We start from the raw sequence: 18,450 nt of genomic DNA, 5'->3' as shown, positions 1-18,450 counted from the left end.
TGCCAATAATGCCATAAAAAAATATGTAGCTGAACAGCAGAAAGTTGCTTTTTTCCTCCGCCTAGGGCAATGATTCTGCTCCTTGGTATTCAATAGAAATGAGCGGAAGTACAAGGTGGGAAGGCGGCGATTATACTGTTTTGGTTGATTTCGCTCACGAGCCAGCGAGAAGGTGTTTTGCAAACCAGAAGGCCCCTTCATGAAGACCTTTCCAGTGTATAGCTAAGATAGATCAGCTGTGGGCTTCGGTACTTCGTCTTTCAGCCCACGCTTACGGGAATGTTTGGTAATTGAGGAGGAAGTGACGGGGCGCATTGCCGTCGTATCTACTGTACTAGCCGTCTCGTGCTCTGCCTGTTCAACGTAGCCCGTATCAAGGCGAACATGTTGGTCGTTCCCTCTTGCATTAGAAGGCCTTATTATAGCAACAGCCACCGCTGTTTCTTTGCCCAAACCGCCGACTCTTCAAAGGCAGCTATTCGGGGAAAGGAAGCACCCCCATTTTGTCGCATTTGTACAAGATTAGGCGGTGGCAGCCCAGCAACTTTGCAGCATGAAAATTACCTCACGTCAAGACAAGCTATGTTGCTGCATAACCGACAAGTAGCCATCCTCGGAGCTGGCCCGGTGGGCCTCACCATGGCCCGCCTGCTCCAACAGCAGGGCGTACACGTCACCGTATACGAACGGGATGCCACACCCCAGGCCCGCGTGTGGGGCGGCACGCTGGATTTGCATGAGGACACCGGTCAGCGTGCCCTACAAGAAGCGGGCTTGCTGGCCCGCTTCTTCGAGCTGGCAAAGCCCATGGGCCGGACGCTCGTGGATGGCCAGGGCCAAGTACTGCTGACGACCCCGCCGAACACGACCACTCCAGAAATCAACCGCAACGCGCTGCGCACCCTGCTACTGGACAGTCTAGCGGCTGGCACCGTACGGTGGGACCACCAGTTTACCCACCTGGAGCCGGCGCAGGGCGCCTGGCACCTGCACTTCGCTGGCCGCCCTCCGGTCACGGCCGATGTGGTGATCGGGGCCAATGGGGGCAGATCGCGGGCCCGGCAATACGTCACCGATGCGGAAGTCGCCTACACGGGTACGTTCATCCTGCAGGGCGAAGTAGCGGAGCCGGCCCGCACCTGCCCCGACTTCTACCGCCTTTGTCAGCACAACATCCTCATGTTTGCCGGCAACGGGCTTACGCTCGTGGCGAACCCGGACAACGCCGGGGCGCTGAGCTACGGCGTTAGCTTCCGGCGGCCGGCGAGCTGGCTGCGGGACAACGGCTTGGATTTCTCAACGCCCTCGACGAGTCGTGCATTCTTGGCCGCACTATTCGCCCGGCAGGCTGCCGTTTATCAGCAGTTGTTTCACGCCACGACCACGTTCGTTGGCTTGCCCGCCCGCAAACTCCCCTTGGATCTTGCCTGGCACGCACAACGCCCCTTGCCCCTCACCCTGATCGGCGACGCGGCCCACGTGATGCCGCCCTTTGCCGGTGTCGGCGTAAACAGTGGCCTGCAAGATGCGCGGCTGTTAGCGGCTAATCTTACCAGCGGCTCTTTCTGCAGCCTGCAGGACGCCATCCACGACTACGAGCAGCAGATGCTTTGCTACGCCCGGGAGGCTCAACGGGTCACAAGCCAGAATGAGCTGGCCATGCACCACGAGGCCTTTTCCTTCCAGCAACGCTTCCAGCGGTAAACTCACTACCCGGCACCCGCACTCCCTCGCGCGACTTCTTTCATACAGAAAACAGGCTGTATGTGACGGGCTGCACGGGGATTAGGGTTCAATGAACGCGCTGCAATCGGGTCTAATTGTTGCCCCTCTGTTCAGGGCTTTTCGCGCGAAGGCGGCAGGGGTGGTGCCGCTATAGCGTTTGAACTCCCGGCTCAAGTGGGATTGGTCGGTGTAGCCCAGCGCGTACGCCAAGCGCGCAATATTCGTCGTGGGATACAGGAGTAAACAATTCCGTACCTGCTCGAAGCGGAGCAACGAGGACACGTCTTTCACCGTGTGGGCGGCGGCTTGCTTGAAGGTTCGTTCCAGGGTCCGCACCGTGGCATGCGCCGCGGCCGCGACCTGGTGGACGGGCAGCGTACCCGTGGCGTCCCGCATCGCCTGGCCCGCTTTGCCGAGCAGGCGCTCACCTTCCAGCGGCGACCGGGGCTGTCCGAAATACCGGGCGGCCTCGGCCAAGGCTGCCGCGACGTTTCCAGCCTGGAGGTACTGCGTCAACGGGACTTGCAACTGGGCAATCGGATGCTCCCCGAGGAGCACATTGCCGGGGGCGGGTGGCAAGCCCAGCAGGTCAAAGACGGTCCAGGGGAAACACCGGATGCCAATGATCTCGAACCGGTCTTTCGTGGTCAGCTGCGCCGGGTGCGGAAGCAGCCCCAGCAGAAACGGGGAGGGCAGGGGCTGCCAGCCGGTGGGCGTAGCTAGGCGGCAGGGGCTGCCCACATAGAAAATGATTTCCGCGTAGCCATCCGGGGGGACGTCAAACTGCACTGGTTGCGGGCCGAAGTCGAACCGGTCATACCAGAAGCAGTGGATCAGATCCTGTAAGGCGGGCGGCGGCGCAACTTCCTGGTGGTGCATAGCAAGGCAAAGGTAAGCTAGCAAGACGCTTCCTGACTACAATTACTAGTAACTAGGTCGGATCATCTGTGGACTTTGGTTTTCCTTTTTTGCGGGGTGTTGGTCGACTAACGTTATGCAAGTTCTCACTCAGAAACTTCTCCATACCACCAGGGGTACGCAGGAGTTCTTGATCATTAGCAGGGAAAGAAAAACTCTACTTTTTGCAAGCGTCCCTTCTTGAATAGCAGGCTCAAGGAGGCATCTGTGGGCGTGCCCTTATAAAAGAAAGGTACGCTCATCTCTTCCCCTGGCCGCCCCGAGCTAGGTACATCCGCTTCTTTGGCGGACTCGGGGAAGAAGCGCCGCACATCCTCCAGGGTTGTCTTCTCATTGAGTCTGAGTTGCCCTACCTTGCCGTGGAACTTGCCGGTCGTGACATCGAAACTGAGGAGAATCGCTTGGCCACCGCTCACTTCGTACATCGTGTTGCCATAGTACCAGATATCACCAGCTTCACTATCGGGTTTGTTCAGATTATCGAGCACCCCACCACATTCCACGGCACCTGTGGCGATGCTATCCGGGCGCCCGAACTGCCGCTCTAGCTGCCGGGTCGTCAGTTCCTGATGGGGTTTTCCATTGACCGTGATCATATGCGCCTCTATATACTCGGACTGCGCTGGTGCGGGTGTAGTGGGCGCTTCGTTGACCTGCCCGGGCTGAGTGGGTGCGGGCACAACGGTGCTGGCCGTATCGGGCATAGTGGGTGTGCCTTGGCAGGCAGCCAGGAAGAGTATCGGCGTTAGTAGGGCAAGGCGGCTCATTGTTTAGAAAGAGTAACTGTAGCGTTGTTGAAAAAATCAGCGGGGTAAGAATCAGGTAGCAGGAACGCCGGATGCGATGCGTACTGGGAGCAACTCACGCAATTGCTCTTCCTCTTCGGGCGTGAGTAGGTCGGCTTCTTGTTGCGCTATAACTATTTGTATCAATTCTTCTCGTCAGGACAGCTAGTGCAATAGCCGGCGTTTCTGCGTTTGAAATTCCGCTTCGGTCAACACGCCCTGCGCGTGTAGTGTCTGGAGCTTTTGTAATTCGTCTGCTACCGAACCGCCGTTTTGATGGACGTGAACGGGTGGCTTCTTCGGTCGCACTAGCCACCAGAATAGCAGCGCAAAGGGCAGGCCGAATACAATCAGGCTCAGCAGCATCACTTCTGCGCCGCCTAAGTCACCCAGGAATAGTAGCATGATAGTTATGATGGTGTTTGTGTAGTTATATCTCTGCTTCACGCACTCCAACTTACCATTAATCGAGGCCGCTTTGCTCCAGGACCTTGCGAAAGCGCTCCTCAATCATCTGATGCCGCTCGTATTGTTTGGACGTCAAGACAGCTTTGAGTTCCGTTTCATAATTGGCTTTAAGCTCTGCTGCGTCTTGCTTTGATGTTTGGTAGGTAGTCAATCCTTGCTTTTCATATTTTGACCCGATTGCCTGGATCGCTTGAGCGTAACGAAGCGTGACGGCGTACACCTTCTTCGTCTCCTCTGGGTTTAGGCTCAACTGCCCTTGTAACAAAGAGGTCATATCCTCGGCACGCTTCTCAGGGGGCACACTACCTACTGGCACGCGGTGGCGACTCACCCCAATAGGGACGGTGGCTGCATCAGATTGTGTTTGGGCGGTAGCGGTGGTGACAAGGCTAGCTAATAAAGTGCTTGTAATGATGACTGCTTTGTACATGGAGTGATAGCTGATGAAGTGTAGGATATATGGGTGAGGTACATGCCGTTCATAATTCGGCGGATGAGGTCTTAGACAAAAGTAGATGTCTTTGCGATAGTGTAGAGAGCATTAGATGATTCGCCGAGCTGCTTAGTCTGGCAGCTCATTAATATCCTGCGGTTCGCGGCGAGGCTGGGCGTTCAGGTGGTGGCGGTAGGCGGCGGAGCTTTCGTAGGCTTTGATGCGGACGCGGTTGATGGAGCCCAGCGGCAGGTGCTCGGGCAGGCAGTGGAAGGGGTTGAACGACAGCACATCATCGGCGAATACACGGCGGGCGGGGCTATACGCATCCTGCGCCGGCAGCACGATTTTGCCTAGTGCCTGGTAGGGGCTCTGGTCCTGGGGCCAGTCGATGGAAGCATCTTCCACGGGCATGGCCTGCAGGTCAGTGCAGAGCTGCGCACGCAACTCGTACTCGGCGCCCTGGGTGCGGAAAAAGTCTACCACCATATCGTGGGATGGTCCAGTAAAAACGGACAGTGCGCTAAGATAGGCTGATTTGAAAGTCGCGTTCGAATTGATGGGGCGAGCGGTAGCCCAGGGCGGAGTGGCGCCGGTCCAGGTTGAAGTAGGTATCGAGGTAGTAGGCTACCTCTAGACGGGCCTCTTCGAGGCTGGCAAATGCGCCGCCACGGGGCAGCAGTTCCGTTTTGAGCGTGCTCCACCCGGCTCGGCCTGCGCGTTATCATAGGGGTTGCCCGGTCGGCTATAGCTGGCCAGTGCGTGGGCTTTTTCGATGCGCGCTCGGCACGCCGAACTGGTGTATTGGCTGCCGCGGTCGGCGTGGACAATCAGGCCGGGAGCCGGCTGACGTAGCGTCAGGGCTTGCTCCAGGGCCGTGAGCACCAGCTCGGTGGGCATGTGCTGGCCCAGGTGCCAGCCGACCACACGCCGCGAACAGGTATCGCGCCACGTGGCCAGATAACACCAGCGCCCACCGACTAGGGGCAGGTACGTAATATCGCCGACCCACACCTGATTGGGCGCGGTGGGCGCGGGTTGACCGAGCAACAGGTTTTCGGCCACGATTGCCGCGGGGTCAGCCACGGTGGTGCGTGGGCGTTGCGGCCGCGTACTCAGCGCCCGCAAGCCGTGGCGACGCAGCCAACTGCGCAGGGCATAGCGTCCGACAGCGTGCCCTTCGGCGCGCAATTCGGCCCGCAAGCGGTGAGTGCCATAGCGCTGGGCATGGCGCGAAAAGGCGGCGGTGGCCGCCGGCTCCCAGTCGGGCGTTGGGCGCACTGCTCGCCTCCGCCACTGGTAGTAGCCGGCAGGGCTGACGTGTAGTACGCGGCAAAGCACCTGCACCGGCTCGATAGCCGCCACCTGTTCGATAAAGTGGTAACGGCTCATAGTTGAGGCGGTTGCGCAAAGATGGTCACGACTTTTTTAAAATATCGCGCTCTTGCTCCACGCGCTTGAGTTCGGCGCGCAAGCGCCTAATCTCGTCGCGCTCCGCGCTACTAGGCACAGCTTCGGCTAACGCTTGACGCTGCCAGCGGCCAAGGAGCGCGGGCGACAGACCTTGGGCCCGGGCCACGTCGGTCTGCCGAGCGCCAGCGGCTACTTGGCGCACGCACTCGGCTTTGAAAGCGGGCGTATATTTTTTGCGGGTCAGCGGCGGGCCGCTGGAAAGCACTTTGGTCGACATAGGCACTGGAAGGTAAGACTTGCCACTGTCTGTTTTCACTAGACCACCTCATACGACAATTTATAGGTTGTGAAGGTTCAAGGCGCGCGCAGCAGCTTGCGTCAAGCGGCTTTCGCTAGCCAAGCGCAACGCTTCGGCGCGAAAGGCCGCATCGTAGCAGCGGCGTTTGGCTGGTTGAGGGCTGTCTTTCATGACATTCGAAAGATAAGGCCCTATTCTGTCTAGATTTACCCAACCACCTCAAGCTCGGGCAACTCCATTAATTCACACAACGGTAATCTAGCTATAAACCAGAAGAAACAGTACGTTTTGTATTTGCGGCCTCAATTCAACGACCTAGAACGCACCTATGAAACACACATCTACTTTTCTTTTGGCCGCCTTACTTGGCAGCGGACAAGCCGTAGCCCAGGGCAACGCTGCCAAAAAAGGCAGCACCGATATCAGTCAGTTTACATCCGTTGAGCCCTCCACGCAGCAGCAGATACTGCGCATCCCGGCCACGCATACTTTCCAAATGCTGGTACAAGCGGGCTCTCCCTACTCGCAAGCCGCCGATGGCGTGATCAAGGAAGCCTTTGACTTCACGGGGTACGTGCCTATCTACAGCGGTAAATCCGACAACAAAGGAAACAGCGCTTTTGGCCAGGATCATAACGCCCAAGGCTACTTGTCCATCAACCACGAAGGTTCCTCGACGGCTACCTCGGGCGTGAGCATGCTGAACCTGGACTTCAATCAAGGGAAGCAACTTTGGGATGTAACGGCGAAAAATGCCGTTGACTTTGGCCCAGTGGTGGGCACCTACAACAACTGTTCGGGGGGTGTTACCCCGTGGCGCACCGTGGTTACGTGCGAAGAAAATACGCCGACTGCCCCTACCGATAGCAACGGCGACGGCTACCTCGACTTTGGCTGGAACGTGGAAATAGACCCGGCTACCCACTCGGTAAAGGACCACGACGGCGACGGTACGCCCGATAAGCTCTGGCGCATGGGCCGGATTAAGCACGAAAACATCGTGGTAGCCCCCGACCAGCGCACGGTATACGAAGGCGCCGACCACGGCTCGACAAATAGCTTCGTGTACAAATACGTGAGCGACCAAGCCGGCCAATTAGCTAATGGTACGCTTTACGTACTGAAACTTAGTGGTAAAATTGGGACGGCTACTACCGGCACGTGGTTGCAAGTGCCGAACAGCACACCTGCCGAGTGCAGCAATACTACGGACTTAGCGCGGGCATTGGGAGCCACCAGCTTCAACGGCGTGGAAGACCTCGAAATCAACCCAGTAACTCACCAAATTTACTTCACGGCGAAAGGTCCCGGTACGATCTACCGCTTCACCGATTCAGGCAACGAAGGCACTACCGTTAGTGATTTCGAGATTTTCGCGGGCAACACGCCTACAAATCCCAACCAAGCCTACACCATCAACTACGGTTCCGGCGAGGTGTCGGAATTGTGGCGTACCGGCAACGACAACCTGACCTTCGACTCGAAGGGCAATCTGTATGTGCTGCAGGATGGCGGCCGCAACCACGTGTGGCTGATTCGGGCGTCGCACACCCCGGCTACTCCCGCCGTTGAACTGTTTGCCGTTACCCCCGCCGGCTGCGAGCCCACGGGCATGACCTTGTCACCCGATGAGCAGTTTATGTTTATCTCTATGCAGCGCCCTAGCGCTAACAACACGGAGGTGATGGTTGACGCTGCTGGTCAAGAGGTAGTATTCAACAAGTCCACGGCCCTGGTCATTGCGCGCAAAGAGGTGCTTGGAAAAGCCAAGAAACAGAAGGCTTTCGAGCAGGAGGTAGTGATGGATGTGTATCCGAACCCGGTTAGCGGCACAGAAATAAACGTGCAAATAACCAACTCCCGAAAAGAGACAGCCACGCTCCAGGTGATGAATCGGGTAGGGAAGCCCGTGTTGGAGCAGTCTGTGGAGCTTACGAAGGGTGTAAATACCCTCAAGCTACCGGTTAGTATGCTGGACAGCGAACAGTACTATCTAGTTATCAAGACGGCTACTACCACCATTACCCGTCCCTTCATCAAGCAGTGAGGGTAGCCCATATTTTCGTTTCGCTTCTACTCAGTGTTGCCCTGCAAGTCTTGCAGGGCAACACGTGTTTGGCGCAGTGCGTTACCCCTACCGCTTTTACACTTCCGGATGCGCTGAGCCGTCCGGGCTGCGTTCGGGAACTGAATGTGCGTGGCCAGAGCCTGGAGCTCCTGCCGGCCAGTGTAGGCCAACTTCCTCATTTGCAACGCTTGTACGCGCACGAAAACCACTTGCGCCAGTTGCCCGAAGCCCTCACCCAACTCGACAGTTTGCGGGTATTGTTCTTGAATAAAAACAGTCTCCTGACGTTGCCGACGACCATTGGTCAGCTGCACCGGCTGCAACAACTGCAAATAGACCAGAACAACCTCACGGAACTGCCACCTAGCATTGGCGGCTTGGACAGCCTGCGTTTTCTCGTGGGTGGCTACAACAACTTCACCTCCCTGCCCGACCAGTTGGGCGAGCTGGCGGCGTTGGAATACGTGGACGTGTCCAACAACCAGCTGCTTTTCTTGCCGGAATCGATGCGCAAGCTGGGCAGTCTTCGCTACGTGTATCTGAACGACAACAAGCTCCAGCGCCTGCCCAGCCAGTTGGGGGCGCTGGGGAAGCTAGAGGAGTTGAACGTGTCGAACAACCAGCTGGAACAGCTCCCAGCGAGCCTAGGAGGCTGCCAAGCCTTGAAAGTGCTGATTGTTTCCGGTAACCAGCTCACCGCTCTTCCTAAACACCTGGGCCGGCTCCAGAACCTGGAAATCCTGATTGCCAATGACAACCAGCTGACGGCCCTACCCCGCTCGGTGCGCAAGCTCAAAAAGCTGAAAACGGTCATTGTCAAGAACAACGCCTTCACCCCGGAAGCCCGCCGGCAGGCCGTAGCCGCGCTGCCGGATGCTACCCTCTATTTTCAATGAGTATTCGTTTTTCTTGGTTTCGGGCGGTTGCCCGTCCGCTGCTGCTGCTGGTAGCGGCAGGGTTGTTCTCGTTTGCCATCTTGCACAAAAGTCCGACTGAGCAGGTGAAGGAACACTACACCACCCATCTGCGTCAGCTACATACTGCCCTGACCGCTTTTCAGCAAATGGCCCCACAGGCAGATGCAGTAACGTTGCGCGCCCAGTTTGCCGCTTGCCGGCAGGAGTACAAACAGCTGGAGTTTGCCATCGAATACTATTACCCCCATGCCGCCTCGCGCATCAATGGTGCGCCCCTACCCGAAACCGAACCCGGCGAACCGGGAGAGGTCGTTCCCCCCTCGGGGTTTCAGGTGTTGGAAGAGTACATATACGCAGCCCCCGACACCCGCGCCAACCGCGAGTTGGTATACCAGGAAATCGATAATCTGCTCTACCAGGTGCGCCACTTAGAGCAGCAGGCTTCCTACCTGGCCTTTACCGATGCGGAGGTGTTTGATGCCGTGCGGCTCAACCTCTACCGGCTGGCGGCCAAGGGCGTATCCGGCTTCGACTCTCCCGTAGCGCACGCCTCGCTACCCGAAGCCGCCGCGACTTTGAAAGCCAGCCGCGACGTACTGGCCATGTTCGACGTGCCGGCCGCGCTAACCACACAACTGGCCCATTGTGAAGCCGCCGTTGCCGCTCCTGCGCAGGATTTCAACCGCTTCGACCGCGCCCGGTTCTTCGTGCGCTATTTCAACCCGGCGCTGGCAACGCTTCGGCAAGTACAAGCGCAGCTGCACATCCCATTTGTGGCAGCGAAGCGCGCAGTGCGGGCAGATGCGGCTGGCTACTTCGTGGCCGATGCATTCGACGCTTCCTTTTTCGCCCCCGCAGACGCGGCCACGCCCACGCCGGCCGTCCTAAAATTAGGCGCAGCCCTGTTCAAGGAACCGCTGCTTTCGGGTAGTGCGGGCCGCTCGTGTGTCAGTTGCCACGCACCCGAGCGAGCCTACACCGATGGCCTGAAAGTGAACCGCTCGTTGCTGGCAGATGCGGGGTTAGAGCGCAACACGCCCACGCTGCTCAACGCAGCCTTGCAGCCCGATCAGTTCTACGACAGCCGGGTGCATTTCCTGGAAGATCAAGTGCACGCTGTTATATCCAACAAGGCCGAGATGGGTGGCCACCTAAGCGAGGCCCCTACCTTGCTACGCAAGAAAGGCGCGTATGCAAAGCTGTTCGCGCAGGCGTTTGCCACTGAAAAACAACCCGTGTCGGAGCGCAACATCCGGCGTGCCGTAGCGGCCTACGTCCGGTCGCTGGTCCGCCTGAACAGCCGCTTCGACCAGTACATGCGGGGCGACACCACTGCGCTCAACGCTTCGGAGGTGCTCGGCTTCAACCTCTTTATGGGCAAAGCGCAGTGCGGCACCTGCCACTATATGCCGCTGTTCAACGGGGCAGTGCCGCCCCTCTACGAAAAAACGGAAAGCGAAGTACTGGGTGTACCAGCCACTGCCGATGCCCAGTCTCCGATGTTGGATGCCGACCCCGGCAAGTTTCTGCTCTATGGCATTGCGCACCAGAAGCACGCGTTCAAAACGCCTACCGTCCGCAATGCGGCCCTCACCGCGCCCTACATGCACAACGGCGTGTATCAGACCCTGGAGCAGGTAATCGACTTCTATGACCAGGGGGGTGGGGCCGGTCTGGGCCTATCCGTGCCTACCCAAACCCTAGCCGAAGACCGGTTGAATCTCAGCCCAGCGGAGCGGCAAGCCCTAGTTGATTTTATCAACTCCTTGTCTGATGCGCAGCAAGTTGTATATAAGTAAGCAGCCAATCGGGTCAGCCCGCAGTACTAACAGCTGGATGGTCCCCCCATATTGCCTAAACGGGGACGAACAGCAATGGCTAGTGGACTGGCTCGGCGAGCTGGCCGACCGGCACTGCTACCTGCTCGGTAATCTGTCGGCGGCCAACGAGTAGCAGCAGTAGGGCCAGCGCCGAGGTGCCCGCCATAATCCCGACCATGGGCACGGCGGTGTGGTTACTGAGCACGCTCACGCCCACGGAGGCCAACGCGCCGGTCATGCGAGTGGCCCCCAGCAGGGCCGAGGCGCTCCCAGCGTTGCGCGTGAACGGCGCCGCTGATAGCCCACCGTCTAGCGCGTTGCGATGCGCGGCTAGGTCAGCCCCAATGCTACTTACAGCGCTAGCTTACGCCGATGGGGCTAGCGCCGTGGGCAGTGATGCTGTTTCGTCAGGCAGCCATCCGTCCAGCAAGCGTTGGCACAGTGGCACCAGCGGAGCAAATACCAGTACGCCCGCTACGTTGAACAACACGTGCGCGTGCGCAATCTGGCGGGCGACATCGGCGTGCCCCGCCACCCGCAGTACCAGGGCTGTAAACGGCGCAATGAGCAACAGCCCCGCACCAATGGAGAGCAGATTGAAGCCCAGGTGAAACAGGCCGGTTTTTAGCGCCGCCCGCCCCCGGCCAATGGTAGCCAGCAGGGTATCAGAGCAAGTGCCTAGCTCGGCTCCAAGCATGACGGCAATACCCGCGGGCAAGGAAAGCAGGCCCTTGCCGGCTAGCTTAATGACCATGCCCAACGTAGCCGATGAGGACTGAATCACGAGTGTTACCAGCGCCCCTGCGCCCGCCCCGCGCACAGGATGCTCCAATTTCAGCAGCCATGCCTGCACCCCGTCATACTCCTTGAGCGGGGCGGCTGCTTCGCCAATCAGAAATAAGCTAAAAAACAGCAAGCCGAAACAGAACAGGGCCCGGCCTATGGTGCGGCCCTGACGTTTCTTGCTCAGCGACAATAGCAGTAAACCGGGCAGCATGACTACCGCCGCATACTGGCCCAAATCAAAGGCGAATAGTTGGCTGGAAATGGTTGTGCCAATGTTCGCCCCGAGCACAACGCCTAACGAATTGCGGAACGGAAGGGCCCCGGCGCTCACCAGGGCAATGGCCAAGATGATGACCACGGAGGAGGAGTCGAGCAGGGTGGTCACCACTGTGCCGGTTAGAATGGCCATGGGCACCGTCTTGGTAAAGCGGTCGAGGTAGTGCTTGACCCGCTCACCAGCCACGTGCCGTAGGGCCAGCGCTAAGCGGCTCACGGCATATAAGAAAAGGACGAGCCCGCTGACGGCCAGTAGGCTAATGGATAGAACAGATGTAGGCATAGGGGGCAGCTACGGGAGGTGAGGGGTAGTCGCGTATCCAACGGAGCGCAGAGGGTGGAGGCCGTACTGTCCACATCAAGAAATTGTTACGTCAGGAAAGCAGCCCTGGGAAACCACGCAACGCAGGGACGCCTCAAAATCTATCTATCATACACTAATTGCCCTTTATCTGGATTGCGCTGCACCACTTTCCGCTTTCATGCGATCTACGGTGCGCAAGAAAGCAGTTGAGCTACGCTTATCGAACCGGCAGCGGGAACTCCCTTCGAATAGCGTTGCGTGTGTTTTCTGACAACAGATCGTTTTTTGAGCGCTTGCTCTTTGGCTTGGGTTGCTTTTGTTTCTGACGGCTTTGTTTCGTCTGAAACGACGTGCGCTTGCTTGCTACTTTAGACCAGTAAGTAGCGTATTAGGATGACAGAAATAGCTGTGTCGAACCGGGCTCTAGTAGTGGTAAAATATGATTCGTTGTCTACTGCAAGTCCTGCTTATTTTGTTTTAGGCACATCGTAAACCACGAGGAATAGCCTTCGAATAATTGTATGAGTTGTTTTTACCTCCTGTAAACAGTGCTTCACTGTTTACTTATAATATACTTTTTAACATAATTTGTTAACAAATAAGCAATTTACAGGCAACGCCCTTTTGTGCTGAAACTGGCAAGTTTACCGACTGTAACGGTAAGGAAGTGTACGAGCCACCGGGTTAACTGCGGTGGTGCTGGCTGCATCCTGACCTTCTCCTTCGGCCATGCTTGCTACCCTTCCTCATACCTCCCTGCAGCAGTGGCAACGTCGCACGGCTCTTCACCTGTTTGTGGGCTACAGCGCGTACTACCTGTGCCGCTCCAACCTGGCTATTGTTGCCCCGCTGCTCATTCGAGAGTTTGGTGGGCAGGGGCTTGACAAGGAAGTACTGGGCCAAATTGCGTCGGTAGGCGTTCTGTTTTATGCGGGAGGCAAGGTAGTAAACGGTGTGCTGGGCGACTTTTTGGGCGGCAAGAAGGTCTTCTTACTAGGCATGATTGGGGCCGTGGTGGCTACGGTGGTATTTGGTCTGGGGCAAGGCGTGGCCGTATTCTTCGGGGCGTGGGCCGTCAATCGGTTGGTACAGTCCATGGGGTGGGCCGGGTTGGTGAAGACTACGGCCAATTGGTTTTCTTACCATTCCTACGGTCGAATCATGGCTCTGCTGAGCTTAAGCTACTTAGTAGGCGACATCGTAGCGAAGCTACTGTTGGGTCAGCTGCTGGCAGCCGGGTTGAGTTGGCGTGGATTATTTATGGTGGCCGCTGCTATTTTGGCAGCGGTGGCGCTCATCAATTGGTATCGCCTGCCTAGTAGCCCAGAAAGCGTAGGCGTACCCGCGCCACCAGCCAGCCCCGTGAATGTATTCACGGCTTCTGGTGCTACCCCTACTGAACCGGCTTCCCTGGCTGCTTTGCTGCGGCCCTATTTTCGCAGCAAGTCCTTCCTGCTCATGCTGGTGCTATCCTTCGGCCTGACGGCCCTGCGCGAATCCTTGAGCTTCTGGTTGCCGCTGTACTTGGTAGAGGCGGCACACTTTTCGGAGGGCGCTGCCTCGCAGTACAGTGCGCTGTATTCGCTTTGCGGTATGCTCTCCATTCTAGGAGCCGGCTACGCTTCTGACCGCTGGCTACGGGGCCAACGGGGACCTCTCATCGGCGGGGCCTGCGTGTTGCTCCTACCCGTGTTGCTGGCCATGGCCCAGCCTACTACTAACAGCTTGCTACCCTTAGTTCTGCTTTCACTAGCAGGGCTATTACTACTAGGTCCTTACTCTTTCTTGGCTGGCGCTATGTCGCTGGATGTAGGCGGACGCCAAGGCGCGGCAACGGCGTCGGGTTTGGTAGATGCAGTGGGGTACGTAGGAGGCACAGGAGCCTTGTGGCTTACGGGTGCACTGGCCGAGTATTATGGCTGGAGCTACGCCTTCTTGGCGCTGGCAGTAGTGGCAGCGGCTTCCGCTGGAGCAGCCCTAGTTTTTTACCGCACACAGGAGCGCCACGCGGCATAGTTAGTCAGTGAAAAAGTGTTGCCTTATAAGAAACTATTGCACACAATTAGTTAACAATTTAGTGACTAATTGGTGACTTTTTTCCGACTGCCGAGGTTGAACTTTGCCTTCAAGAAATAGGACTAGGCTGAGCTGTTAGCACGAGCTTCATCTTTTCATTTACCTCATTTTCAGCTCGTAACGAGGGTATTTCTCTTGCTGCGCCTTTGCTTGCGTGGCCTCGGTATTTTCCTGCCTGCTTTCATTAGGCTACCTGGCAGACCTACTTACTGCCCATCTTCTCCCTACCTGCTATGATGGCTCCTGAAAACCCGGCGGCAACGGTAGAACACCTGTTTGCCCTGTACTATCAATTTGGTGACGATGACTACATCGGTGAGCCGGTGTCGCAGCTGGAGCACATGTGGCAGGCCGCCCTACTGGCCGAAGCCGAGGGTTACGACGATGAGGTAGTGCTGGCCGCATTTTTCCACGACCTAGGCCACCTATGCGCCCAGCAGGAGCAGCACACCGAGTCCATGAATGGCTTCGGGGCTGTGAACCACGAAAAGCTGGGTGCCGATTATCTGCGGGGCTGCGGCTTTGCCGAGCGTGTGGCCCGGCTGGTAGAAAGCCATGTGCTGGCCAAGCGCTACCTCACTTACCGCTACCCCGAGTACCTGCGGCAGCTTTCTCCCGCCAGCCAAGCTACGCTAGGCTTCCAGGGTGGCCCCATGACGGCCGCCGAGGCGGCAGCCTTCGAACAGGACGCCGACGCGGATATCATCATCCGAATGCGGCAGTGGGACGACCAAGCCAAGCAGGAACACCTACCTGTGGGCGACCTGAATCGCTTGAAAGACATGGCCTTGCGCCACCTACGCTACCAGTCCGAGATGCTGTCTTCCTAAGCGCTCTAGGCTGCTTTCTACCCGACTCCTCACCTCCAAAACCCTCTTATGAAAACTCTTTACCAGCAGATCCTCGTGGTCCTGCTCTTGCTGTTGGTGCCTACCCTGCTACGGGCGCAGGGCACCATTGGCGGCACCGTGACCGATGAGCACAAGGAGCCCCTACCCGGCGTGAGCGTACTGCTGAAAGGCACTACCCGCGGCACCACCACCGGCAGCGACGGCCGTTTCACCCTCGACGCTGCCCCTGGCGACGTGCTCCAGTTTCGCTTCGTGGGCTCGGTGCCGCAAGACGTGACCGTGGGCACCGAGCAGAACATTACCGTGACGCTCCCTACCGATACCAAAGCGCTGGACGAAGTGGTGGTAACGGCTTTGGGCGTGAAGAAGGAAACCCGCAAGATTGGCTATGCGGTGCAGGAAGTGAACGGCGAGGACCTCGTGCGAGCCCGCGACCCCAACCCAATTTCGGGTTTAGTGGGCAAGGTAGCAGGCTTATCAGTAGGCCCGTCGGCCGAGCTGCTGCGGGCGCCCAACGTAGCCATTCGGGGTAATACGGTGTCGCTGTACGTGGTCGATGGCTTTCCCATTAATACCGATACCTGGAACATCAGCCCCGACGATATTGAAACCTATACCGTGCTGAAAGGCCCCGCGGCGGCGGCCCTGTATGGCAACCGCGCGCAGAACGGTGCTATTCTGATTACCACCAAAAAAGGCAACAAAAACAAGAAAGGCTTTACAGTAGAGCTGAACAGCAGCAACGTTATCCAGTCGGGCTTTCTGGCGTTTCCGCGCCTGCAAGACTCCTACGGGCCGGGTGGAGGCACGCGCTACGAGTTTGTGAATGGCAAGGGCGGCGCCCCTGGCGGCGTGGATGGCGACTACGACGTGTGGGGCCCCTACTTTGCGGGGCAACTGATTCCGCAGTATGATTCACCCATCGTGAACGGGGTGCGGCAGGGTACGCCTTGGGTAGCGCGGGGCAAAGACAACCTCAAGAACTTTCTGCGCACGGGCTTCCAAACCAACAACAGCGTGGCCCTAAGCGCCACCGGCGACACGTACACCACACGCTTTTCGGTGTCGCAGCAAACGCAGAACAGCTACATCCCCAACAACGGGCTCAACATCGTCAACTTCAACTTGTACGGTGGTTTTAACCCTAGCCCGCGCATCAAGCTGGAAGCCAACGTCAACTTCAACCGCCAGTTTACCGACAACTTCCCCGACATAGACTACGGCCCTAACAGCCTGCTCTACAACGTGGGCATCTGGACTGGGGCCGACTGGGACGTGAACGCGCCCGACATCCGAGGCATTTGGCAGCCGGGGCAGGTAGGCGTGCAATCGGTGTTTGCCGAGTACCAGCGCTACCACAATCCCTGGCTGATGGTGAAGAAATGGACGCGCGGGCACTATAAAAACGATACCTACGCCTACCTCACCGGCAACTTCAAAATTGACGAGCACCTGAGCGCCACGCTGCGCACTCAAATCAGTACCTACAATTTGCTGCGCACCGAAAAGATGCCGTTTTCGGCGCACCCCTACGGCCGCGAGGGCAACCAGGGCGACTACCGCGAAGACCGCCGCAACCTGTTCGACAACAACACGGAGGGCTTCCTGAACTTCAACTACGACCTAGGAAACCAGAAGTTCTTCAACATCAGCGGTCTGTTGGGTGGCAACGTTCGCAATTTCACCTACAACTCCAACTGGGCGTCGACCGACTACCTCAACGTGCCGGAAGTGTACGCGTTCAGCAACTCGCTGAACCCGGTGCAAAGCACGAGCTTCAACTCGCAGATGCGGGTGCTGAGCGCCTACTACTCGCTCGATGCTTCGCTGGGCCGCTATGCTACCATCTCGACCACGGGCCGCGTCGATAAATCGTCGGCTTTCCAGACGCCTACTACCTACTACTACCCCAGCGTGTCGGTGGCCACGGTGCTTTCTGACTACATCGGTGGGCTGCCAAATGCCATTTCCTTCCTGAAGCTGCGCGGCTCCTTTGCCAACGTGCGGGCCGATGCCACGTCGCCTACCATCGGGCCGGCGCCGTTCAACTCCATCACGGTGTTCGGCAGCGATGCCAGCAACTCGCTCTTTGCCAACCCGCTGGACTACGGCAACGTGTACACTTCGCCCTACAATGGCCCCGACTACTCCCTGACCTCGCCCTACTCGACCAGCAAGCCTTACAACAACCAAACGGCGGGCTACGGCACCGACAACCTGCTGGCCCAGAACCTGAAGACCACAACCCGTGTGAACTTCGAGCAGGGCTTTGACATCAAATTCTTAGGCAACCGCTTAGGATTGAGCGCCACGGCGTTTCAGTACATCGACGGGCCGCGGGTGCTACCTAACCCCGTATCGACAGCCACGGGCTTTACGACGCAGTACGTAAACGCTCTGAAAACCAAGAAAACAGGCTACGAAGTGAGCGTGACTGGGACGCCCGTGCAAACCACCAACTTCGGGTGGGACGTGCTAGCCAACTGGTCGACCTTCCGGGAAACCTACCTGGAGCTGCCGGCCGGCCAGGAGTTCTACAACACCTTTTACCAGGTAGGCGACCGTACCGACATCCTGCGCACCAGTGCATTTGTGCGCTCGCCCGATGGGCAAATTGTGAACGATGCGGGCGGCAAGCCCCTGGCTAACCCCGTGGCCCAGCAACTGGGCTACATGAACAACAAGTTTAACTGGAGCCTCTACAACAAGCTGCATTACAAGTCGCTAAGCCTGGCCTTTCAATTTGACGGCGCGGTGGGCGGCGTGACCACCGACTACATGTTCCGCCAAACGATGCGCGGCGGCCGCAACGCCCTCACCGCCGAAGGCGCCCTCGGCGACGCCCGCTACCAAGACTGGCAGCAGTATGGCGTGCAAGGCTACACGGGCAGCTACGTGGGCGAAGGCGTGGTCATAGCCAACGAAGCGCGCATCAACTACGACTCGCGCACGGGGGCCATCCTCAACGGCGAAGCCCTGCAATTTGCTCCCAACACCACCAAGGTTTTCGTGCAGGACTACGTGAGTCGCTACTATGGCGTGGATGAGGCGAGCCTGATGAGCAAGACGTTCGGCAAGCTGCGCGAAGTCACCGTCAGCTACGACCTGCCGCGCACGCTGCTCGGTGATTCGTTCATCCAGCGGGTTTCGGTGTCGCTTATCGGTCGCAATCTGCTGTATTTCTACGGCGACAAGCGCTTCAAGGACATCGACCTCGACCAGTACAACTACGCCACTGGCTCCACGGGCTTGCAGTCGCCTACCGTGCGCAGCTACGGCCTGAACTTGAACGCTACCTTCTAACATCCCCGG

16 protein-coding genes and 1 pseudogene are annotated in these 18,450 nt (G+C 58.0%); 7 read left to right on the top strand and 10 right to left on the bottom strand.

Annotation, left to right across the window (positions count from 1 at the left end):
• The first annotated feature begins 582 nt into the window (after window positions 1-582).
• Window positions 583-1,704, top strand: coding sequence for an NAD(P)/FAD-dependent oxidoreductase (locus tag F1C16_RS22380; protein ID WP_185284820.1), 1,122 nt, complete (start codon window positions 583-585; stop codon window positions 1,702-1,704).
• Between the two features lie 81 nt (window positions 1,705-1,785).
• Here the strand turns inward: F1C16_RS22380 and F1C16_RS22375 are convergent, their stop codons facing one another.
• The 8 genes and pseudogenes from F1C16_RS22375 to F1C16_RS22340 all read right to left on the bottom strand — a co-directional run bounded on the left by F1C16_RS22375 (window position 1,786) and on the right by F1C16_RS22340 (window position 6,019).
• Window positions 1,786-2,604 (bottom strand): helix-turn-helix domain-containing protein, encoded by an 819-nt coding sequence (locus tag F1C16_RS22375; RefSeq protein WP_185284819.1) that lies wholly within the window; start codon window positions 2,602-2,604, stop codon window positions 1,786-1,788.
• 176 nt (window positions 2,605-2,780) lie between these two features.
• Entirely contained in the window at window positions 2,781-3,410 is a 630-nt protein-coding gene (locus F1C16_RS22370) for a hypothetical protein (protein WP_185284818.1), read from the bottom strand.
• Between the two features lie 183 nt (window positions 3,411-3,593).
• Window positions 3,594-3,833, bottom strand: a complete 240-nt coding sequence (locus F1C16_RS22365) for an SHOCT domain-containing protein (RefSeq protein WP_185284817.1) — start codon at window positions 3,831-3,833, stop codon at window positions 3,594-3,596.
• Between the two features lie 58 nt (window positions 3,834-3,891).
• Window positions 3,892-4,326: a hypothetical protein gene (locus F1C16_RS22360; protein WP_185284816.1), complete on the bottom strand. Its 435-nt coding sequence runs from the start codon at window positions 4,324-4,326 to the stop codon at window positions 3,892-3,894.
• 132 nt (window positions 4,327-4,458) lie between these two features.
• Window positions 4,459-4,821 (bottom strand): annotated as a pseudogene (locus F1C16_RS22355) (catalase); the annotation flags it as partial.
• A 31-nt stretch (window positions 4,822-4,852) separates the two neighbouring features.
• Window positions 4,853-5,008: an IS3 family transposase gene (locus F1C16_RS23450; RefSeq protein WP_374940620.1), complete on the bottom strand. Its 156-nt coding sequence runs from the start codon at window positions 5,006-5,008 to the stop codon at window positions 4,853-4,855.
• Window positions 4,963-5,721: an IS3 family transposase gene (locus F1C16_RS22345; RefSeq protein WP_185284814.1), complete on the bottom strand. Its 759-nt coding sequence runs from the start codon at window positions 5,719-5,721 to the stop codon at window positions 4,963-4,965. Before F1C16_RS22345 ends, F1C16_RS23450 begins: the two co-directional genes overlap by 46 nt.
• Before the next feature lie 25 nt (window positions 5,722-5,746).
• Entirely contained in the window at window positions 5,747-6,019 is a 273-nt protein-coding gene (locus F1C16_RS22340) for a transposase (protein WP_185284813.1), read from the bottom strand.
• Window positions 6,020-6,392: 373 nt separating this feature from the next.
• Here F1C16_RS22340 and F1C16_RS22335 point away from each other — a divergent pair, with 373 nt between their 5' ends.
• From F1C16_RS22335 to F1C16_RS22325, 3 genes are all read left to right on the top strand, one after another.
• Complete coding sequence (locus tag F1C16_RS22335; protein ID WP_185284812.1) at window positions 6,393-8,087, top strand: alkaline phosphatase PhoX; 1,695 nt, start codon at window positions 6,393-6,395, stop codon at window positions 8,085-8,087.
• A gap of 200 nt (window positions 8,088-8,287) precedes the next feature.
• Complete coding sequence (locus F1C16_RS22330; protein ID WP_185284811.1) at window positions 8,288-9,004, top strand: leucine-rich repeat domain-containing protein; 717 nt, start codon at window positions 8,288-8,290, stop codon at window positions 9,002-9,004.
• A complete protein-coding gene (locus F1C16_RS22325) occupies window positions 9,001-10,824 on the top strand; it encodes a cytochrome-c peroxidase (RefSeq protein ID WP_185284810.1) in 1,824 nt (607 codons plus the stop codon). Before F1C16_RS22330 ends, F1C16_RS22325 begins: the two co-directional genes overlap by 4 nt.
• 79 nt (window positions 10,825-10,903) lie before the next feature.
• On the opposite strand, the gene F1C16_RS22320 is transcribed toward F1C16_RS22325, so the two are convergent.
• Both F1C16_RS22320 and F1C16_RS22315 read right to left on the bottom strand, forming a co-directional pair.
• Window positions 10,904-11,083 carry a hypothetical protein gene (locus tag F1C16_RS22320; RefSeq protein WP_185284809.1) on the bottom strand — a complete coding sequence of 60 codons (180 nt, stop codon included), beginning with the start codon at window positions 11,081-11,083 and terminating at the stop codon, window positions 10,904-10,906.
• Between the two features lie 126 nt (window positions 11,084-11,209).
• Complete coding sequence (locus tag F1C16_RS22315; protein WP_185284808.1) at window positions 11,210-12,190, bottom strand: Na/Pi cotransporter family protein; 981 nt, start codon at window positions 12,188-12,190, stop codon at window positions 11,210-11,212.
• Between the two features lie 750 nt (window positions 12,191-12,940).
• Between F1C16_RS22315 and F1C16_RS22310 the strand changes: the two genes are divergently transcribed.
• The 3 genes from F1C16_RS22310 to F1C16_RS22300 all read left to right on the top strand — a co-directional run bounded on the left by F1C16_RS22310 (window position 12,941) and on the right by F1C16_RS22300 (window position 18,441).
• Window positions 12,941-14,227 carry an MFS transporter gene (locus F1C16_RS22310; protein WP_185284807.1) on the top strand — a complete coding sequence of 429 codons (1,287 nt, stop codon included), beginning with the start codon at window positions 12,941-12,943 and terminating at the stop codon, window positions 14,225-14,227.
• A 293-nt stretch (window positions 14,228-14,520) separates the two neighbouring features.
• Window positions 14,521-15,117 (top strand): phosphonate degradation HD-domain oxygenase, encoded by a 597-nt coding sequence (locus F1C16_RS22305; RefSeq protein WP_258049211.1) that lies wholly within the window; start codon window positions 14,521-14,523, stop codon window positions 15,115-15,117.
• 48 nt (window positions 15,118-15,165) lie between these two features.
• On the top strand, window positions 15,166-18,441 hold the full coding sequence (locus F1C16_RS22300) for a SusC/RagA family TonB-linked outer membrane protein (protein ID WP_185284806.1): 3,276 nt from the start codon (window positions 15,166-15,168) through the stop codon (window positions 18,439-18,441).
• The last annotated feature ends 9 nt before the right edge of the window (window positions 18,442-18,450 follow it).

The sequence above is a fragment of the Hymenobacter sp. NBH84 genome (assembly GCF_014217645.1).
In the GTDB taxonomy this organism is placed as follows: Bacteria; Bacteroidota; Bacteroidia; order Cytophagales; family Hymenobacteraceae; genus Hymenobacter; species Hymenobacter profundi.
Note: the sequence above shows the minus strand (reverse complement) of the source record. Positions and strands in the feature narration are given on the sequence as shown.

Bases quoted from the DNA above. Each gene is read 5' to 3' on its own strand.
- F1C16_RS22315 (WP_185284808.1), bottom strand. From the start codon at position 12,190: ATGCCTACATCTGTTCTATCCATTAGCCTACTGGCCGTCAGCGGGCTC.
- F1C16_RS22345 (WP_185284814.1), bottom strand. From the start codon at position 5,721: ATGAGCCGTTACCACTTTATCGAACAGGTGGCGGCTATCGAGCCGGTG.
- F1C16_RS22325 (WP_185284810.1), top strand. From the start codon at position 9,001: ATGAGTATTCGTTTTTCTTGGTTTCGGGCGGTTGCCCGTCCGCTGCTG.
- F1C16_RS22320 (WP_185284809.1), bottom strand. From the start codon at position 11,083: ATGACCGGCGCGTTGGCCTCCGTGGGCGTGAGCGTGCTCAGTAACCAC.
- F1C16_RS22380 (WP_185284820.1), top strand. From the start codon at position 583: ATGTTGCTGCATAACCGACAAGTAGCCATCCTCGGAGCTGGCCCGGTG.
- F1C16_RS22300 (WP_185284806.1), top strand. From the start codon at position 15,166: ATGAAAACTCTTTACCAGCAGATCCTCGTGGTCCTGCTCTTGCTGTTG.
- F1C16_RS22340 (WP_185284813.1), bottom strand. From the start codon at position 6,019: ATGTCGACCAAAGTGCTTTCCAGCGGCCCGCCGCTGACCCGCAAAAAA.
- F1C16_RS22370 (WP_185284818.1), bottom strand. From the start codon at position 3,410: ATGAGCCGCCTTGCCCTACTAACGCCGATACTCTTCCTGGCTGCCTGC.
- F1C16_RS22375 (WP_185284819.1), bottom strand. From the start codon at position 2,604: ATGCACCACCAGGAAGTTGCGCCGCCGCCCGCCTTACAGGATCTGATC.
- F1C16_RS22365 (WP_185284817.1), bottom strand. From the start codon at position 3,833: ATGCTACTATTCCTGGGTGACTTAGGCGGCGCAGAAGTGATGCTGCTG.
- F1C16_RS22360 (WP_185284816.1), bottom strand. From the start codon at position 4,326: ATGTACAAAGCAGTCATCATTACAAGCACTTTATTAGCTAGCCTTGTC.
- F1C16_RS22310 (WP_185284807.1), top strand. From the start codon at position 12,941: ATGCTTGCTACCCTTCCTCATACCTCCCTGCAGCAGTGGCAACGTCGC.
- F1C16_RS22305 (WP_258049211.1), top strand. From the start codon at position 14,521: ATGATGGCTCCTGAAAACCCGGCGGCAACGGTAGAACACCTGTTTGCC.